Origin of the sequence: Caldicoprobacter guelmensis (assembly GCF_016908415.1) — a bacterium.
In the GTDB taxonomy this organism is placed as follows: Bacteria; Bacillota; Clostridia; order Caldicoprobacterales; family Caldicoprobacteraceae; genus Caldicoprobacter; species Caldicoprobacter guelmensis.
The window spans coordinates 155,442-174,483 of record NZ_JAFBDW010000004.1 but is presented as its reverse complement, the minus strand read 5'-3'; the positions used below and the strand labels follow the sequence as shown (position 1 = coordinate 174,483).

Genomic DNA, 19,042 nt, shown 5'->3' with positions numbered 1-19,042 from the left:
ACTCCTATCCACAAAACATTACAACTTATAATGATACACTATGTATGTCTATTAAACATAATTTGCATTAAACTTGGTTTGAATCTGGGACCCCACCATCCTTATTCCACTCAATTTATCCCTTTATAAAACGCAAAACAGAACCCTTTCAGCACATCCCTCTTAACTTATCCACAAAAGGAATATCGGCCGGTGCAAAGTCATAATCTGCAAGGTCATGGAGCTTGACCCAAGCCACACGGCTGTGTACCCTCAACCTGCACTGCCCGCCAAGTAACCTCGCCTTATATGCTACCAGCCTTATTGGCCCCGCTTCATAGGGGTATACATTTTCGCCGAAGAATTCACCAACCTCGATATCCAGGTTAAGCTCCTCTTTTATCTCCCGCTTTAAACACTCTTCCGGCGTCTCCCCTTCTTCAATTTTACCCCCGGGGAATTCCCACTTGCCTGCTAGCTTTTGGCCTTCAGCCCGCTGCGCTATAAGCACTTTATCGTCCTGCATTATGATGGCCGCGATAACCGTGGTCATAGCCTATACCTCCATATCTCAACTGCTATTTCCGTTTAGTAATTCTTATTTTTAATAATGTGCCATAATTGCGTCATGAAAACTGATTGTAAACATAAAAATAGGGTTTCAGGCAAATCCCGAAACCCTTTCCCTTGGCGGAGAGAGTGGGATTCGAACCCACGGTGCGCTCATCACGCACACACGATTTCGAGTCGTGCGCCTTCGTCCGCTCGGCCATCTCTCCACGCCATACGCAACCTATTTTCCTCTTTTTCCCCTAAAAAATTCCTGCATTATACGCCTGCATTCCTCCTCCATAACCCCGCCCACCACTTCCACCCGGTGGTTAAAACGCGGGTCTTGAAGAAGGTTATACAGGCTGCCAGCACATCCAGCCTTGGGGTCAAGTGCACCAAACACCACCCGCTGGATCCTGGCCTGTATTATAGCTCCTGCACACATTGGACAGGGCTCTATAGTAACATATAACTCGCATCCTGTCAACCGCCACCCGCCTAGATACCGTGCAGCCTCTCTTATGGCAACCATTTCAGCATGAAGGGTGGGGTCCTTTTCTGTCTCCCTGAGGTTATGACCCCTGGCGATGATTTCTCCTTCTTTAACTATGACGGCACCTATGGGGACCTCACCCAAACAAAAGGCTTTCTGCGCCTCTAAGAGCGCTTGCTGCATAAAATGCTCAAACAACAAAACCACACCCTGCCACCGCTCGGCTCCTGCTCAGCTCCTCCATTATTATGACACAATATGCTTAGAAAATCAATATCTACAGATCGACGACAAAGCAAATTTCCTTTTGGCTATTTTCTCGGATACCACAGGTATTCAACAGACGGCTTTTTATTTACAGGCTGAGGATACAAGCTCATTAGCTGCTGTATCTCCCTGTCAATGTCGCATGTTACCTTAAATCCTAGCTCTTTTGCCTTTTCATAAGTAATCGAATAATCATGAGTCCATTTGCCTTCCACAAGCTGGGTTGCTATATTTTGCGCCACATCATCTGGATAATTATCGCTCAAAAGCTCCAGCACCGCTTCTTTTGTTTGCTTTATTGCTTTTTCAGCAACATTAGCTAAAATATATCTGAAATCGGATTTTTCTTTACAACCTCAAGTACAGATACAGCAGTGAATTCACCGATTTGAGGGTCAACAGGTTCTAGCACCGCATCAGGCGCCATAACTATTTCATCTGCTGCAAGTGCAATTAAAATACCTCCCAACATTGCATGGTGCGGGACGTGAACAGTGACTTTTCCTTTGTGCCCCTTTATAACTCTTGCAATTTGAAGGGATGCCAAAACAAGTCCCCCAGGTGTATGGAGAATAATATCAAGCGGGATGGATGGGTCAGTCATCGAAATTGCACAAATGACCTCTTCTGAATCGTTTATATTATAATCAAACATAAACGGCTCCAAACAAAACAAAAGCTATTCAAAATATGATAAAATTATTATAGTAAATCTTTCAAGAAGAATGGGGAGAGGATATGCAAAGGGAAACCGTGCTTGTTGTGGATGACGAAAAGGAGATTGCAGAACTGGTGAGGGATTATCTTGAACTCGATGGATTTAATGTCATACTGGCCTTAGATGGACTCGATGCCCTTGAAAAGTATGATAAGTACCAGCCTGATATAGCCATTGTGGACATAATGCTGCCAAAACTGGACGGCATAGAAGTGTGTAAGGCCATACGTGCCAAATCTGCCATTCCCATAATCATGTTAAGCGCTAAAAAAAGCGATGCTGACAAGATACTGAGCCTGGGACTGGGAGCCGACGACTATGTAACCAAGCCTTTTAGCCCAAAGGAGTTAGTAGCACGTGTTAAAGCCCAATTAAGGCGTTACAGACAATTTACATACGCCCCAAGGAAAGCTGAAATTCTCTCGTTCCACAACCTTGTAATCGATCTCAATGGCCATACCGTATATGTAGAAGGCCGTCCTGTGCCTTTGTCTACAAAAGAGTTCGAAGTCTTAAGGTTTTTGGCCTTCCATCCCAATCATGTATTTACCCGTGAAGAAATATTCAAGCACGTATGGGGTTATAACGAATACGGTGATATCAATACAGTTACCGTTCACATAAGCAAGATAAGGGAAAAAATTGAGAAAGACCCTTCAAATCCCGTATACATACAGACCGTATGGGGTGTAGGGTACAAATTTACAGGAGGGGAAATATGAAGTTGACTTTTCGTACAAAGCTAATACTTTCATTTTTAAGCATCATAACCATACCGGTTATCATAACATTACTACTGATAAATCTGGCCACCATGCACATAAAAAATGACCCCGAAATCATCAGATTTTCAAAGATTGAGCTTAGATTCCAAAAAATTATCGACTCGGTTACACAAAATTATTTTAATATCCAAAACTACGACGAATTCTATACCCTCATAAACCCCGTTCTTAAGGAAACCGGCTGCAGGCTCCAGGTTATCGACAACTCAGGAAGATTGCTTTTTGACTCTGAAGACAGGGAAAGCTCTCTCCACAACAGGATCCTTAAAGTAAAAATCTCCGACGGCTTTGCTTTAAATTTAGAAGAAGATTTAAACGGCATGAACCAATACTCTTTCCCCATTAAAATAGATGATAAAATTGTAGGTAGCATAATAATCCAGTACGACCTAGATATGCTCCCTCCAAAAGTACTTCATAAAGTAATCCTGTATATAGGTGGAAGCTATATGCTGGGTTTGATATCCCTCGTAGCGCTGATAATCTTACTGTCTTGGCTTATATCAAGAAGCATCCTAGTGCCTTTGGGTGAACTCAATTCGGCCATCCAAAGCATATCCCAAGGCAACCTCGATTTCACCATAAACTACAACAGAAACGATGAACTAGGGCGCCTGTGTCAAGCCTTTGAGCTGATGCGGCGCAAGTTAAAGGAATCTCTCGAAAAACAAAACATGTATGAAAACTCCCGGAAGACCATAATAGCCAGCATATCCCACGACTTGCGCACCCCTATTGCCTCTATTAAAGGATATGTTGAAGCACTGCAAGACGGAGTAGCGCGGGACCCAGAAAAATTCAACCGGTACCTGAACATAATAAAGGATAAGACTGACAAGTTGGATCGCTTAATAGACGACCTTTTCCACTTTGCACAGATTGAGCTAGGGAAATTGCATATGGATTTCAAAGTTCAAAACAGCAGAGTAATGCTGGAGGAAATACTGGCGCCCTTCGAGGCAGAAGCTCAGAACGGCTTACTGCAGCTTATAGTGCAGCGCCCATTGCCCCAAGTATATGTCAAAGCAGACAGCAAAAGAATATCGCAGGTTATAGACAATATCATTGAAAACTCCAGGCGGTATATACCAAACAATGGACAAATCGTAGTAGGTGCTAAGATTTCAGGACCCTTCCTCGAAGTCTTCATTAAAGATAACGGTGAGGGTGTTGCCCCAGAAGACCTCCCCCATATATTCGAAAGCTTTTACCGTGGAGAGAAATCCCGCTCGCAAAATTATGGGGGTATAGGGTTGGGCCTAGCAATATGCAAGCACATAATCGAGGAACACGGCGGCAGGATATGGGCAGAGAGCATCAAAGGGCAGGGCACCACTCTATATTTCACCCTACCAATAGTCAACGAATAGTATAACGAGATGGAAGCCAATTGTACTGAGGATTTTCCCCTGCCTTGAGTCCCACCAAACCACGAGGCTAAAATTTCGTCTTTTTCGTGATTCAACACCACCTGGGTTGAGGCATGACACTGTGGAAAAAACTTTTCCGGCTCAAATATGCGCTCTTCTAACAAAACTTTATACCGCATCCCTTTACGCACTTTTATCATCCGGACAACTTCAAATCCTCTCTCTCCACTCCAAAATTTTATATGCCTCGTCTTCACTATCACAATGTCCTGACACATAAACGCCTTCAGGTGAAATCCTCTCAAAAAGCCACTGTATTTTATCAAGGGTAATTGAATCACTGTTTAAAACCAACAATTTACCCTTCTTCTGGATTCTCTCGTACAATTTAAGCCATGCCTCGGAAATCACATCTGGATTGCCGGCACCGGGAACCCACTGTATACCGTCTATCTCATCTATGTCCAACAACATATCAACATGGGGAATCTCTCCCGGGCCATCCAAATGGTATATGGTATGGTCAAGCCGACAAGCCTGTTCTTTCAAATAGGGAGCCACAAACCTTTCAAACATCTTGGGGGATATCATTGCTGAAAAATCGCACTGTATTGGATACCACCTCCTGGGGCACCACAACCCCATCCAGGCAGAAGTCCCTTCCATATACTGTGATAATATGCCATCAATTTCATCATATACATAATGCCACAGTTCCAAAATTTTATCCATGGCCATCAAAACCAGTTCAGGTCGCTCTATGAGGTCCATCAAAAGGTTTTCCGTCCCTCTTAAAGATGCCAAGACATCGGCCACTCCCCCTATATCGGTCATCCCCGGCACAAACTTTCCCTGACTTTTCTCTCCTATCAAATATGCAAGTTTTTTAGTATAAGCCCACCATTCATTATTCTCATCTAGAGAGTCAAGCAATTTTTCTATATCATCCCATTCCATGGGATGCTCAAACCATGCGGTATCACCCGTAAATTTCAAAAAGCCGGTGATATAAGCCGCCAACACTCCTGGGCCAAGGTTAATCCACAGATTGGGATATGCCCCTCCCAAGTACAAAATGTCCTGCGCTCTTTCTTCAAAGTTATCTACAGCTTTTTCAGGATCATCCTTTTCCCTCAATAGGTCCCAACCATCCCATTCATATGTCTTACCCTTATATTTTTCTTTAGACACAGTGATGCTCAAAAGTGGCTTTTTAGTCTCTTTATTCCACCATTTTTCATATTCCCATTTTATTAGCTCCCAGTCATTTTTGTATAACAAGTGACACCCCCCTTTCAAGAAAAGATTATACATACAGCAATTCGTTCTTACAAATCAGTAACCTCCTATCCATACTTTTTCGGTCGGACCATAGTACTTTCACCTCACAATCCTCTGAAAAATTTTAACACTCAATATTTTACCTTTCCATATATAAAAGCATATATGAACTCTTCCCCCCATCAAAAAGCTGTCCCATCTTCACTATCATAGCTATAAAATAGAAACTCCGCTCTAATCTTCGCCCAGCTTGATGGCCTGGTGTATTTTTATCCTAGATATTATGAATCCTAAAATAGACAGCCCTACTGTTAACATCATCAATATGACAGTATAAATCCTTACATAATCTTCCCGAGTGGCAACCACCCTAAAAGGCGGGACCTGCTCAGCTGCACTGTACACCATCTGAAGCAGCGGCACAAATAGATCGCTTGCAATGCCACCGATAATTATGCCAACCAGTATTGCCGTCCCAGATATCAACACCTGCTCACATACCAGCATCCCGATTATTTTCCTGACCGACAACCCCATAGCCCTGAATATTCCAAACTGAAGCACTCTCTGCTTTATCGATAAAATCCAGTAAATGAGAAAACCGATTGTGCTTACAGCCATAGTCACTATGAATCCCAGCGTCAGGGTGCCGTTGGTGCCCTGCAGCATCGGATCGTTTTTCTTTATTATGATTTTCTGGCTGCTATCATCTAATCTTTCTATTTGAAGCTTCTTGTTTTCAATATCCTTATATATCTGTTCGCTGGTAGCCCCCGGTGCTTTCTTAAGCCACACTTCATAAGGTTCCAGCGCCATATGGGCCTGTATATAAGGAAGATTTGCCACCACAAGATAAGGTGACTTAGTTTGAATGGGGCCTGTTACATTGGGGTTGAACGTTGGCCAATAATCCACGAACTCATATACCACTACCTCAAGATATCCCTGATCTCCCCAAGTAATCCATAACGAATCGCCTTTCTGCACTTCAAAGTCCTTCTTAAAAGACGTTGATACCAATGCTGCCTGGGGATGGCGCGACATCAAATTAAGATAGTGATACCAGTGGGGAGTTAACAAATCGTGGCGGAACCAAGCCACCTTGCCAAATTCGTTGGGGATTATACCCATGAGATAGACCCTGTTCACGTTCTGCCGTGTAGCAGTCTGTACCGTTACTCCCTCTTTTCTAAACACCTTGGTTGCCAATTCCACTCCCGATAGTTCAGTGTAGGGCAGAAAAGGAGGCTCTATGTATTGCACAGGCTCTTTATTCGACCCTGAAAGCTGTGACATTCCCATCATGTCAGCTGGATCCACTGGCATTACATCTGGCTTATTGTCTTCCCAATGGGCTTGAATCACTATATCAGCGCCTATATTGTACCTTATCTTCTCCTCGATGTTGTTATTGAGCGTTCGCGCTGCGTTGGCACTAAAAATGCCCAACGATAAAGTTAAAACTATAAACAGCATCAAAAACCTGTCCTGGCCGCTCGACCTTCCCACTTGTATAAAAGCGGCATACAACACGGGAGACCAAACTTTCCTCCCCAGCCAGAAGAGCAGCCTAATCATATACGGAAAAATTCTCAGAAAAACTAATCCTGCACCCAATACAAACAAAGTCGAAATGATAAACAACAGTGGATCTATAGCCAGGTCAGTACCGCTGACACCGCTTACCATTAAAGCCTGCTGCCGCATTTGATAGCTATAAAGTCCATAACCCGCAACGCCCAAGAGCACTACATCTAAAAAATACTTTTTCCACAGCATAAATACCGCCGTACGCGCCTTCCTTTGCTTGTACTGTACAATTGTGGTTCGCGAAGACAGAGAAGCTGGTATGAGCATGGTAACCATGAATACCAAAACCGTCCACAGAGAATAAATATATGCAGTTAAATTTAGGTGAACAGGAAGGGCTGTTCTCTGCACGAATTCCAAGAAACCATTGGATGCACCCAATAAAGAACACAACAGTAGTCCCAGAGGTGGTCCAATGGCAATAGCTATAGCGCTCAAAATTATGGATTCCAGCAAATATATCAAGAAGATCTGTATGCTGCTTGCGCCTCTGCTCTTTAAAACCGCAATTTCATTCTTTTCATGCTCAACGATAAGCTGAGATACCATGAAGACGTAAAAGATGAGCATAAGCATTATGGGAACCTGGATAACCCACAGCGTGGTCTTAAGCTGTTTCTCTCGCTCATAATACTGCTCCAAGATAGAAACAGCCGGCATCTTAAAGTCTATCCTCTTCTCGGTAAACCATCGGCTGTGCGATTTATATGCATCCACAATGGATGCGATGTTATCCAAGCTTATCTTGTAATAGTCAAAAGCATAATACCATTGACCTTTTGTCAGAAGAGGAACTTCCGCCTCTATAAATTCCTTATAGAACAGCGAATAGTCTATCAGAAAGCTCTCCCTAAATGCCCAAAGGCCTTGAAACCAATACGGATCAACCTGCTCCCTTATGGTAAACACGCCAACAACCTTTATTCTAAACGGTTCAGATTCAGGATTGATAAAATCGCTCACAACATAAACCTCATCCAAACGGAGATCCAAATTCTTCATTGCCTCTTCGGTCACAATGGCCTCAATAATACCATTCTCCTTTTGAGTGGAAAACAAGCGCCCATGAACAATCTTTATATGGTCCTGCAGCCCTGACATGGCTTCTATCTTGACAAACCGCTTTTTAGGCTCCTCTTCCCTCTGAACCTCAGGCAATGCGGTCATATAATCGATCACAAGGTCCTCTGCCTCGGCCAGAACCGGGAGCCCCATATCCCTGACCAAATCCTGCGTAACCTTTCTGTCAATCATATGATAGGCCTTTATACGATTACCGGCATCATAATGCGAATATATGCTGGCTTGTACAAGGCACTGTCCAGGGAAAACCCCAGTTGATATCTGATATTGTTCCAGGTCTTTTGTAAGCATCCGTTGAAGCACGCCATTGGTATAAATGGGTATGCTGCTGAGCATGGCAACTGCCAATACAGCACCCGTAAGCAGGCATACTACCATCCATTTGTTATTGAGCATCTTTCTGAGTACCATCAATATCAAGGCTTAGACCCCCTTCAATCCACAATTACCTTTTCACCCTCTTCAAGGCCTTTGATGATCTCCACTTCAGTAGGAGTCTCCAGCCCTACTTCAACATCGCGTTCCTTCTTGAGCCCATTTTCCAGCACCAATACATACTTACGGCCCATATAATTTCTTACCAGATTTCTCGGAAGGACTATAACATTCTCACGCTTATCCAGAGTAAGGGTAAATTGAGCTGTATCACCCATAGTGACATCTTCAGGCAAGTTGGGCACATCTATTCTAACAACATTTTTAAGGCTTTCATCGGCATTGACGGGTACCGTCGCAGGAGTCATCACCACTTGTCCCTCATACACATTATCGCGTATTTTCACTTCTACCTTCATTCCTACCTGGAAATCCGAAAGATTACTACCTGAATACTGGAGCTGAAGCTTGGTAGGATCGGCTATCTTAACAAGGGTGGAATATGCATCTATATAATCCCCCTGTCCCAGCCGGTTATCCACATAGACCACCGTCCCATCCATAGTAGACCTTAACTTTGCTTCTTCCAACTGACGCTGCAGATTTTTTAGCTGTAACCTCGCCAGTTCAACGTCACAGGCAGCTATTTCAAGAGAATACTTATCTCCACCCGACTCCTTTATTTGGTTATATCTCAGCTGCGCCTTACGGAGTACTAACTTTTGCTGCTCAATCTCGTACTCCAGCCCGGCAGTATCAAGCTCTGCCAGTAAATCACCCTTTTTGACCTTATCCCCTATCTTAACATGAATTGCCTTTATGCGACCTCCTCGTGCCTTGAAAAACATATTACCTTGCTCAACTGAAACAAAAGTACCCGAACCTGTAATCTTCTTCTCTATAGTTCCCCTCTTTACTTCCATAACGTCATAAGTAATTTCAGGGGGTTCAATTAACGGCGGCGCCAACACCGGCTCTTCTTTAGGGAACAAATAACACCCTGAAAGGAATACGCCCAGAAATGCTGCCAATAAAAAAGTTACAACCCATTTAAATCTCTTGGTATAGCAACAATCCATAATACAACCCTCCAATGCTCATTATAAATCAAAAAGATTTAATTTCACCAACCCCTGGGAAGCTTTGATACAATGAGTACTATAACGACTGATAGGATGAATATAAATGTCAATGATGGAGGTGAAATGCTGTGTGTGATAAGACTAAATCCTTAATGACAATTGTCATAATAATGGTGGCGATCATTTCACTGATACACAATGGCTATTCTTTTTTAGGGGAAAATTTTTATCGCTACGCAGACGCATTTTTACAGATACCCCCCATAAATGAACCGCATTACGGATATATACAGCCCCACGTAGTCGACGGCTTTACCGAGAGACCCATAGAAGGCGCAGCCGTGGTCATCCCTGAGCTAGGGAAAAAGTTTAAGACCAACGCTCAAGGTCTAACACCTGCCATCCGAGTCCCCATAATAGAAGACACACATTATAAAAACATACTCCCTAAAACCTGGGGCGAAATCACTCTCATCGTTTACAAAGAGGGGTATATCGACTACGTTTTGTTCCATACCCATGTATGGGAAAACCAATCCCGTAAAGGGCCTAAAATTCTCCTTTTCCCACAATCAAGGGAAGAAGTATCTGACCCCATGGCCATAATAGAAAGCCCTCACAGGCTTTGGGTAAAACAGCTTGTGGAAAAATTTAAACATTAACCTTGAGGTACAACTTTAAACTCCAAATCCGGCAAACGCCTCTCCATCTCCTGTATTATGTTCCTATCGTCATTGTCCCTGTAACCAGGCGATTCACCCATGACCACAATAGAAACATTATTCCTTTTTGCAAAATCCACCAGCGTATCCACCACGTGGTTAGAGCGAAGCACCGTCATCTCGGCACCCGCCTCTTTAGAGACCTGAAACAGGTAGTCCAATGCCTCCCCCTCATCAGGATTGCCCAAAAAATTTTCTCCATTTTTTGCTACATGAACCACATACAGTTTAGCACCGGCATGACTTTTTACCATCTGTTTACCCATTTTAATCAAGCGTTCGCAGGCTTTCTGCCGTGTCACACAAATCATAATATTACGCTCATTAGCCATCTGACAACCCCTTTTCCCCAAGCAATAACTTTGAAATTTATGCCATAGCTTGAGGGAACTGACAGTTTTACCAAGGCCAACTTAAAATCTAATCAAAAGCCCTCGCCCATCACCTCTCTAACATCAGTAACCAAAACGAAAGCTAAAGGATCCACCTCGTTTACGATGGCCTTTAGCTGTACTACCTGTGCCCTATTCACTACGCACAAGATCACATTTTTCCTTTGCATGGTATACGCCCCTCTGCCTTCTAGAAAAGTGACACCTCTGTCAACATCTGTCATAATCCTGTGGCTTATTTCATTGGCATGGTCAGAAATTATGATAAAAGCCTTGGCTGAGTTCAGCCCTTCCAATACCAGGTCTATCACCCGGGCACTCAAATATAAAGACACTAATGCATAAAGTGCTTGGCTTGGTCCAAATACAATAGCTGCTGTCAACACCACCAAAAAGTCAACTACAAAAAGTATCCACCCTACTCCTAGTATAGGAAAAAATTTGTGCATTATCTTCGCAAACAGGTCAGTCCCACCCGTAGTTGCATTACCCTGGAAGACAAGCCCTAAACCAATGCCCATCAATACCCCACCATAAATGGAAGCAAGTATAGAGTCATGCGTAAGCGATGGGACCTTAACGAAATCAATAAATGCCGATAGTAATACCGTTGCCAAAAACGTCTTAAATCCAAAATCTTTACCAAGCTCTTTAATGGCTATTATAAACATGGGAACATTGAGAACCAACATAGTAACGCCTACCGGTATTCCAAAGAGGTAGTACACTACCGTACCTATACCGCTCAATCCCCCCGGAGCAATCTTGTGAGGTATTAAAAAAAAGTTAAATGCCAGAGCAGTTAGAAACGTGCCCACCACAATAAGTACATAATCTTTTATGAGTAAATACAGCTTCTTCATGCCGTACTCCTTTTTAACCCTTTTGTCTGAAAGTAATAGTCTATTACCCCATCCCTTAACCACAACTCTTCACACAAAAAACATTACCTCATCCCCAACAACACCCTTAATCTTATCCCCAAAAAATTTAAATGCCATCCTCTCCCACCCTAAAGATCGATAAGCCCCAGGCTTATCTGAAGTGCCTCATTTACTTTTTCCATAACCTCAGGGGATAGCGTACATATCTTCTCCCTCAACCTCTTTTTATCTATTGTCCTTATTTGTTCGAGCAATATGACCGAATCTTTAGGCAATCCATACTCAGATGCACTGAGCTCCACATGAGTGGGAAGCTTTGCCTTGTTGATTTGCGAAGTGATGGCCGCCACAATGACGGTAGGGCTATACTTGTTCCCTATATCGTTCTGTACTATAAGCACCGGCCTCACTCCACCCTGTTCCGAGCCCACTACCGGGCTGAGGTCCGCATAATAAATTTCTCCTCTTCTCACTATCATAATTAATCATTCACTCTCCGATAAAAGGGCTTCATAAGCCGCTAAAGCCTCATTACTGGATTCAAATCCTACCTTGCTCAACTCTGCATTTAACTTTGCCATCTCCTCATAGCCCTTTTTCATCTTTTCCCTTATTTCCATCTTATGCCTCTCCCTAAGGTAAAGTTTCATGGCCTCTCGAATAAACTCACTCCTGTTTCGCTTCTCAATTGCAACAATCTCATCAACTTCCCTCAAAAGGCTATCAGGTAAGCTCACCAAAATTTTCCTTAATTCAGCCACAGTGGGCACCTCCTATAAGTTATGTACTCAAGATTCCCACTCCAACTGCTCCCCGTCAAAAAATGGAACTTCCCCCTCACACAAAATTATCCCCTGCTTTCCCCACACACCACCTATTATACCTATTTGGGAAAACAGGAAGATTCACAGGCACCTTTATCGAATATTGACACACACTTCGACTATATTCAGTATTATATACCATGTGACCAACTTTTACAATGCTTCCCCAACAAATTGTACATATTCTTAAGCGCCAGCGGCACGGTCTCTAGTATATCCCCCGCTATCATTCCCGCCTGGCCGTGAACCTCAGCCGCCAAACCACCAGCATAGCCATGGACAAATGCACCTAAAACCGCCGCATCAAAAGGCTCATACCCCTGAGCAATAAATCCGGCAATGATACCGGTTAAAACATCCCCACTTCCTGCCGTGGCCATACCTGAATTTCCAGTGGTGTTTAAATATATCTGGCCATCAGGATGACATACTACGGTAGTTGCACCCTTTAACAATACCACCACACCTGTCTGTTGCGAAAATTTCTGCGCCACCTCAACTGGAGACTGCACAATTTGAGCAACAGTAAGCCCCGTCAATCTAGCCATCTCCCCTGGATGGGGCGTAATTACCACAGGTCCTGAATGCTTCTTTAGCAGATTAATATCCCGGGATATATGATTCAATCCATCCGCATCTAATACTATGGATATATGGGTCCTACCCAAAATATTCCTTAAAACTTCAAAGACTGCACCGCTTTTCCCAAGCCCCGGCCCTATGGCTAACACATCCGCATCCCTCACCAAGTCCAGTATATCACCCAAAGCCTCCTCCTGCAGGCAACCCGTCCCGTTATCCGGCAGCGGTTTAGTCATAACCTCAGTCAGCTTGTTCTCCAAAATATCGTTCAGGCTTGCCGGAATGCCCAGCGTTACCAACCCTGCACCACTGCGCAGCGCAGCCATGGCACAAAGGCAGGCAGCCCCCGTCATGCCGGTAGAACCCGCTACCACAGCCACCCTGCCAAAAGTACCTTTGTGGCCCTCAGCAGGCCGCTCTTTAAGCATCCCAGCGGCTTCATTGACATCCAAGGTAAAAGCTTGTACTCCGATGGATTGAGCGCTATCAAGCGGCAATCCTATGGGTACCACATGTAATTCCCCTGTATACCTACGGCCCGGATACAGCAGGTGTCCCCTTTTAGGATATCCAAATGTCACGGTATGTGAAGCCCTTATAGCAATACCCATGACATGACCGTCTGCGCCATTGATGCCCGAAGGTATATCTATCGCCACAACCGGAACCGCCACACGGTTGACAAGTTCTATTACCTGTGCAAATATCCCTTCCACAGGCCTGGAAAGCCCCGTGCCAAATATGGCATCTATCACAAGCGTTGCACTTTTCAAGCTTTGCTCAAGCCTTAATATATCGTCTTCATCCTGGACAAGCGACAGGGAAAGCCCTAGTTTCTTGACAACATCCAGGTTGACCTTCGCATCTCCCAATACAACATCCTCCCGCGCCAACAAAAAAAACTCTACATCTATACCCCTCAAAAACAGATGGCGTGCAACGGCGAGGCCGTCACCACCGTTATTGCCTGCCCCCACCAACACTACAACCCTGTCCCGGTCTTTTAAGCGATAAACCCTATCTACCACCTCTACCACTTTAAGAGCGGCATTTTCCATGAGCACAATTCCCGGAATGCCAAACTGCTCAATAGCCCTTTGGTCTATCTTCCTCATCTCAAACGGAGTTACAACAAACATATGCCTCATCCTCACCTTCAATAATAGCCTGAGCAACCGCCAACCCTCTTATATGGGATATGGAAACCCACACCTTTTTACCACCTATACAGGATAGCCGATATGCTGCCCTGTCATAGAGATTTACATACGGTTTTCCATTGGGACAGTGGAGTATCTCTATATTCTTCCAGCCCACATCGAACCCCGTGCCTAAGGCCTTCATCACCGCTTCTTTGGCCGCAAAATTCCCACTTATTGTCTGAGGATTGTTTCCACACTTCTCAAAGTACTTTTGCTCTTCTTCTGTAAAAACTCTTTGCAAAAAACGTAAACTGCAACATGCTCTTTTTATACGCTTAACCTCGATTATATCAATGCCAACCCCAACAATCACCGCACTTCTTCCTTCCAAAAATTACATCGACTCATCAAAGCTACGCATAAAACTAGCATCTTCATACCCCAAACAATATTTTAACATATTATCCAATCCGGTACAATCAAGCTTTTCCATAGTCAAGAAAACACCGCCTGGTGGCATGCAGCTTTTCTACCTGTAAACAGAAAGCCTCTATCCTGGATTCTATAAGTTGTGGGAAGGGGTTACCATCCACTTCTATAGCCAAAAATGGAAGATTCAAGTGCTGCTCTAACACATTTCCTATATATTCTTTATCCTCAGCGCTCTTAAGTTTTTGTTCCTCCAACTTATGAGAAATTAAGGCCTCAGCTATTCTGCCCGGCATACAACCAAAGGGCGCCAGGGCTATAACCCCGTCTGCCTCATCCACAATTTCAGCTACTGTACCTCCAACCGTGAGTATCGCTTCACCCGTAAGCCTATCCGACATAAGCCCATTTGCACATTTAATTAACCTGTCCACATTTACAGTCACGAGCTGATAAAGCTTTGTACCCTTGAACATGGACTTTATTTTTGCCTCTTCCCTCCGCTTTATCAACCCACTCAGCTTCACCCTGAGGCTATCGCTCCATGTGGGTTTATCATGAAGTACAGAATTCTTCACTAGATAATCACAGTAATACAGCCACTCTATCAAGGGCGCAGTCCTGGTAACAATTCCTCTCTCGGCCAGCTTTTCTACTATATATTGACGGGAAAAATCGTCACTCCTTACATATATCTCTCCCAAAAGAGCTACTTTTTTGGCTTGCGATATATCACACACGACATCTATCTTAGAAAGCAACTTTACACAACTGGCTATCTCACTTTTCACATCCTTCCAGGATAGGTGTTCTAAAGCATACAGCAGCCTGTTCTCTACTTCTCTATAAATATCAAGCCCCTGTTGTTTATCTTTTGAGAGAGCAATCACCGCGCTGTATATATCATCCAATATTTCCGCTATCACCTGAGACCGCCATATTCTAAGCTGCATAGGTATGCTAAGTCCACCGTAAGCATTGGCCGACGAAAGCGACAAAAAGGATACATCCTCTATTTGGTGGTCCATTACCCAGTTTCGCATTAGCACGTTGTACTGGCCAAACCTACACGGTCCGCTGGTTTGAGGCATGAAATAGACTGTCAGCTCGTCCTTAGGCCTCGTTTCAAGATAGCGCTTCAAACTTCCCAAAGTAAGTATAAGGGGCAGACACTCCTTACACGAAGCATCGGCTCTGCCCAGCTTGAGCTCCTGCTCAGAAGGTGCAGGCAGTACAGACGCCCTTATACCGCAATATCTTAAGGCAGCCGCACCCAACTTTGATGACCGTTCCCCCATACAAGGTATTACAAGATGCACTTTCGGATGGGTAATAGGATATACATCTCCTTTGGAATCAATCACTTCCAGCATTCCCCTCTTGTATTCTACACGCGAGGGTTTAAACGGCATAGACGAAGTTACATGATAATATCTTTTTACCTGTTTATACCCCTTGATTATATCCAAAAAAGCCTCCACCCGGGTATCTATCCCTGCATCTGCTGTATGAGAATCTATTTCCAACGTGAGAGAAGGCTTTTGACCCATTATACGCCTGAAGTATCCTGTAATAAAGCTATCAGGCCCACAGCTGAAATTGGTTATATACACTCCAAAAAGCGAGGGATGCTTCTCAACATAGCGTGCAGCTTTAATTATCATCTCCCCCGTAGCCCAATACATATTATCCATAGAAAGCTCTTCTTCATAAGGAAGCATAAGGAAAGGAATCACATCATACCCTCTTGATGAAAATTTTTTGGGAATACCCATGTTTACTTTACCAGACAGAGCATTGTAGAGCCTACCAAAAATGACTATCGCCGTAGCCTCAGGACAGTTATCAAGTTGTTCCACGAATTCTTTTCCAATGTTTTTTAGCTTATTTAAATACGAGACCTGCTCGGCAACAGCTGCCCTATAAGCAGTCGCCGATTCTGCCACTGAAAAACCCATATCTACACCAATTTTTATAAACTCATCCATCATGTTGTCATACCCAGCCGCGAAATCAAGCACGGGAGACAATAGCTTAAAATTGTTAAGCTCATCAAAAGCCGCTTTCAAATAGTAAGGTTCAGCCTGCACAATAGGGCACGTCACTTTTGAAGCGACTTCACTTCCAGCAGGTATCTGTCTGACATGAGGGATAAAGATATAGTCAGGCTTAAGCTTTAAAAGAGAAGACATATAGCCATGGGAAAGCTCTGCGGGATAACAAAAGGCAGCACCCTTTCTCTCAAGCCCTTCTGGTTCAACGTCATTTGCTAAAATAACTTGAGCCCCAAGCTCCGTAAAGAAAGTGTAATACAGCGGATACAAGATATTTGTCATAAGCGAAGGCTGTATACCTACAGTAGGCCCATCTTTCTCTTTTTCGCTTTTGCTATAGTTACCAAACGTCAAACGTTCAAACTCAGCAACAAGGTCCTTACCTTGGTTAAGCCGGGATTTGGATATAACATTGCTGTATTTTGTGCATACACCGCCAAACGGGTAATTCTTCCCATCTATTTTTAAGATGTGTACGCTACACTTGCGGTCGCAGTTTTCAGGTTTACCAGAACATGTAAAAGACTTCACATGGGTTACTTCACGGTTAGATAGAACCTCTAGATCAAACTCCTGTTTCTGTATCTCGCCTTTTTCCAGCTTTTGCTTAACGACAAGCGCTACACCAAAGGCTCCCATAAGTCCTGGTTCAGGCGGCACTATTATCTTCTTACCTGTTATAGCCGCCATTGCCAGCGGAACAGCACGATTATAACACACGCCACCCTGCATAAAAACCTTATTGCCAACAGGCCTGTTCCCCTTCACCCTGTTTATATAATTTAAGCATACCGAATATACAAGCCCCGCTACAATATCTTCCCTGGCTACACCTTCCTGTATAGCCGTCTTGATATCACTGCTTATAAATGCAGCACACTGATCGTTAAAATTGGGCGGCTTTGCTCCACGTAACGCTATGTCAGCTATTTCATATACGCTTATGCCCAGTGTTTCCCCTGCAGCTTCTTCCAAAAATGACCCGGTACCGGCTGAACAGGCTTCATTCATGGCATAATCAGCCGGTACACCCTCAACTAGATAAGTGTACTTTGCGTCCTGGCCACCTATTTCAAATATGGTATCAACATCCTTATCAAAATATGCCGCTGCCGTTGCATGGGCTATTATTTCATTTACCACCGCTGAAGCCATGGCATGCAGCCCTGCTATCTGCCTACCGGAACCCGTAACGCCTAAACCTACAACTCTTGCTCCCCTTATTTCTCCTGCAATTTTTTTATAGCACTGCCGCGCTGCACCTACAGGATCACCGTTGGTCCTTAAATACTCGGAAGCCACTATAACGTTATCTTTCGTCCTTATGGCCACCGCCTTAGTAGTGGTGGAACCAACGTCCAGCCCCACAATGCACTCTTCACCCGCTTTTACGCTACCACGCGGCATCTCTTTAAACTCCACCATATCAGAATATTTAATAAGGGGGTCAAAATACGAAAAGGACGTAGCCAGCTCATCTATAAGCCTGCCTTCGCCTTCAGGCACACGGGCTTTATTCAATGCCGCCCACACCGCTGCCCCCAAAGCTTCAAAACAACCAGCTTCATCTGCTACTATTACGTCCGGGAACTCTTCCCTTATATATTCTACCATCAGTTTGTTTTCAGCGCATTTTCCTACCAAAAGTACTTTTGAAGCATCGCATTTCCTTAAAAGCTCTATCACTTTTGATGCCATCATCTTACATAGACCTGATACCACGCGCCCTTTAGGCTCCCCTTTGTTCAAAGCATGGGTACAGTCACTTTTACAAAACACCGAACAGCGTCCCGCTACAGCGTATGGCGGCTGCTGAGCAATCTTTAGAGCTTCTTCGGGAAGCAGGCCCATTCTTTTTATCTGCTGCATAAAGAATTCCCCTGTGCCCGATGCACATTTGTTGCCGGATACAATGCTCACTATATTGCCTTTGGCATTTAGCTTATATGCAATAAACATTTCGCCCCCAGCCGATACAATTGTGTCTACAGCAGGATATTTATTTGACAAATACCTATATGCTATTTCCACGGCCTCGGGCTCTGATATTTTTGGCAACTTTATACGCCGGGCAAATTTTCTACCCGTAACCGCTACATATTCACATTTCAAAGAAGAAAAGACTTTCTCAAAAACCGAATTTGGAGACCCACCATGGGGAATCCAGAGAGCATTAATTACCTCTAAAAATCCCCCTTCTAGTTGGACACTTGCTGTGCTTATGCTGGTTGAACCCAGACAGATACCTGCACTGACCATCTCACTTTTTATCCTCCCCGTCTTAAACATTGCAATATTTAAAAATATTTTAGCACCTTTTCTTAAATAATTCATCTCCTCTCTTTAAATTTACTCGTAGTCAAGGTCTAGTAGGTACCTTCACCTCTAAAGGCCGTATGTTTCTCAAACAGATTTGCTTGAAGTATGTTGTACAGCAC

The 19,042-nt window shown here is 43.9% G+C and carries 15 protein-coding genes, 1 tRNA gene and 1 pseudogene; 3 read left to right on the top strand and 14 right to left on the bottom strand.

The window, feature by feature from the left end:
* Positions 1-148: 148 nt before the first annotated feature.
* The 4 genes and pseudogenes from JOD02_RS06975 to JOD02_RS11505 form a co-directional block, all read right to left on the bottom strand.
* Positions 149-532 (bottom strand): (deoxy)nucleoside triphosphate pyrophosphohydrolase, encoded by a 384-nt coding sequence (locus tag JOD02_RS06975; protein ID WP_204488206.1) that lies wholly within the window; start codon positions 530-532, stop codon positions 149-151.
* Positions 533-667: 135 nt separating this feature from the next.
* Positions 668-758 (bottom strand) — tRNA-Ser (locus tag JOD02_RS06970).
* Positions 759-772: 14 nt separating this feature from the next.
* On the bottom strand, positions 773-1,207 hold the full coding sequence (tadA, locus tag JOD02_RS06965) for a tRNA adenosine(34) deaminase TadA (RefSeq protein ID WP_204488484.1): 435 nt from the start codon (positions 1,205-1,207) through the stop codon (positions 773-775).
* Positions 1,208-1,335: 128 nt separating this feature from the next.
* A pseudogene (locus tag JOD02_RS11505) lies at positions 1,336-1,895 on the bottom strand (SDH family Clp fold serine proteinase).
* A 134-nt stretch (positions 1,896-2,029) separates the two neighbouring features.
* On the opposite strand from JOD02_RS11505, the gene JOD02_RS06950 reads away from it, so the two are divergent.
* On the top strand, positions 2,030-2,731 hold the full coding sequence (locus JOD02_RS06950; protein ID WP_204488204.1) for a response regulator transcription factor: 702 nt from the start codon (positions 2,030-2,032) through the stop codon (positions 2,729-2,731).
* Complete coding sequence (locus tag JOD02_RS06945; RefSeq protein ID WP_204488203.1) at positions 2,728-4,164, top strand: sensor histidine kinase; 1,437 nt, start codon at positions 2,728-2,730, stop codon at positions 4,162-4,164. The genes JOD02_RS06950 and JOD02_RS06945 overlap by 4 nt, the downstream gene beginning before the upstream one ends.
* Before the next feature lie 210 nt (positions 4,165-4,374).
* On the opposite strand, the gene JOD02_RS06940 is transcribed toward JOD02_RS06945, so the two are convergent.
* The 3 genes from JOD02_RS06940 to JOD02_RS06930 form a co-directional block, all read right to left on the bottom strand.
* Positions 4,375-5,445, bottom strand: coding sequence for a hypothetical protein (locus JOD02_RS06940; protein WP_204488202.1), 1,071 nt, complete (start codon positions 5,443-5,445; stop codon positions 4,375-4,377).
* 234 nt (positions 5,446-5,679) lie between these two features.
* Positions 5,680-8,529, bottom strand: coding sequence for an FtsX-like permease family protein (locus JOD02_RS06935; protein WP_243426407.1), 2,850 nt, complete (start codon positions 8,527-8,529; stop codon positions 5,680-5,682).
* Between the two features lie 23 nt (positions 8,530-8,552).
* The gene (locus JOD02_RS06930; RefSeq protein WP_204488198.1) at positions 8,553-9,572 is read right to left on the bottom strand and encodes an efflux RND transporter periplasmic adaptor subunit; all 1,020 of its coding nucleotides are present in this window, start codon (positions 9,570-9,572) and stop codon (positions 8,553-8,555) included.
* 131 nt (positions 9,573-9,703) lie between these two features.
* On the opposite strand from JOD02_RS06930, the gene JOD02_RS06925 reads away from it, so the two are divergent.
* On the top strand, positions 9,704-10,237 hold the full coding sequence (locus tag JOD02_RS06925) for a hypothetical protein (protein ID WP_204488197.1): 534 nt from the start codon (positions 9,704-9,706) through the stop codon (positions 10,235-10,237).
* On the opposite strand, the gene JOD02_RS06920 is transcribed toward JOD02_RS06925, so the two are convergent.
* The 7 genes from JOD02_RS06920 to JOD02_RS06890 form a co-directional block, all read right to left on the bottom strand.
* Complete coding sequence (locus JOD02_RS06920) at positions 10,234-10,629, bottom strand: universal stress protein (protein WP_204488196.1); 396 nt, start codon at positions 10,627-10,629, stop codon at positions 10,234-10,236. The two genes, JOD02_RS06925 and JOD02_RS06920, sit on opposite strands and share 4 nt — an antisense overlap.
* Positions 10,630-10,721: 92 nt before the next feature.
* Entirely contained in the window at positions 10,722-11,552 is an 831-nt protein-coding gene (locus JOD02_RS06915) for a YitT family protein (protein ID WP_204488195.1), read from the bottom strand.
* Between the two features lie 149 nt (positions 11,553-11,701).
* Entirely contained in the window at positions 11,702-12,052 is a 351-nt protein-coding gene (locus JOD02_RS06910) for a type II toxin-antitoxin system PemK/MazF family toxin (RefSeq protein WP_025748012.1), read from the bottom strand.
* 6 nt (positions 12,053-12,058) lie between these two features.
* Positions 12,059-12,334 carry a ribbon-helix-helix protein, CopG family gene (locus tag JOD02_RS06905; RefSeq protein ID WP_204488194.1) on the bottom strand — a complete coding sequence of 92 codons (276 nt, stop codon included), beginning with the start codon at positions 12,332-12,334 and terminating at the stop codon, positions 12,059-12,061.
* Positions 12,335-12,528: 194 nt separating this feature from the next.
* Positions 12,529-14,118, bottom strand: a complete 1,590-nt coding sequence (locus JOD02_RS06900; RefSeq protein ID WP_204488193.1) for an NAD(P)H-hydrate dehydratase — start codon at positions 14,116-14,118, stop codon at positions 12,529-12,531.
* Positions 14,096-14,494, bottom strand: a complete 399-nt coding sequence (gene acpS / locus JOD02_RS06895; protein ID WP_204488192.1) for a holo-ACP synthase — start codon at positions 14,492-14,494, stop codon at positions 14,096-14,098. The genes JOD02_RS06900 and acpS overlap by 23 nt, the downstream gene beginning before the upstream one ends.
* A gap of 106 nt (positions 14,495-14,600) precedes the next feature.
* Positions 14,601-18,863 (bottom strand): acyl-CoA dehydratase activase, encoded by a 4,263-nt coding sequence (locus tag JOD02_RS06890; RefSeq protein WP_204488190.1) that lies wholly within the window; start codon positions 18,861-18,863, stop codon positions 14,601-14,603.
* Between the last annotated feature and the right edge of the window lie 179 nt (positions 18,864-19,042).

Excerpts from the sequence above, each read along its gene's own strand:
- JOD02_RS06945 (WP_204488203.1), top strand. The coding sequence starts at position 2,728 with ATGAAGTTGACTTTTCGTACAAAGCTAATACTTTCATTTTTAAGCATC.
- JOD02_RS06930 (WP_204488198.1), bottom strand. The coding sequence starts at position 9,572 with ATGGATTGTTGCTATACCAAGAGATTTAAATGGGTTGTAACTTTTTTA.
- JOD02_RS06890 (WP_204488190.1), bottom strand. The coding sequence starts at position 18,863 with ATGGTCAGTGCAGGTATCTGTCTGGGTTCAACCAGCATAAGCACAGCA.
- JOD02_RS06915 (WP_204488195.1), bottom strand. The coding sequence starts at position 11,552 with ATGAAGAAGCTGTATTTACTCATAAAAGATTATGTACTTATTGTGGTG.
- tadA (WP_204488484.1), bottom strand. The coding sequence starts at position 1,207 with ATGCAGCAAGCGCTCTTAGAGGCGCAGAAAGCCTTTTGTTTGGGTGAG.
- JOD02_RS06935 (WP_243426407.1), bottom strand. The coding sequence starts at position 8,529 with ATGGTACTCAGAAAGATGCTCAATAACAAATGGATGGTAGTATGCCTG.
- JOD02_RS06920 (WP_204488196.1), bottom strand. The coding sequence starts at position 10,629 with ATGGCTAATGAGCGTAATATTATGATTTGTGTGACACGGCAGAAAGCC.
- JOD02_RS06975 (WP_204488206.1), bottom strand. The coding sequence starts at position 532 with ATGACCACGGTTATCGCGGCCATCATAATGCAGGACGATAAAGTGCTT.
- JOD02_RS06950 (WP_204488204.1), top strand. The coding sequence starts at position 2,030 with ATGCAAAGGGAAACCGTGCTTGTTGTGGATGACGAAAAGGAGATTGCA.
- JOD02_RS06900 (WP_204488193.1), bottom strand. The coding sequence starts at position 14,118 with ATGTTTGTTGTAACTCCGTTTGAGATGAGGAAGATAGACCAAAGGGCT.
- JOD02_RS06910 (WP_025748012.1), bottom strand. The coding sequence starts at position 12,052 with ATGATAGTGAGAAGAGGAGAAATTTATTATGCGGACCTCAGCCCGGTA.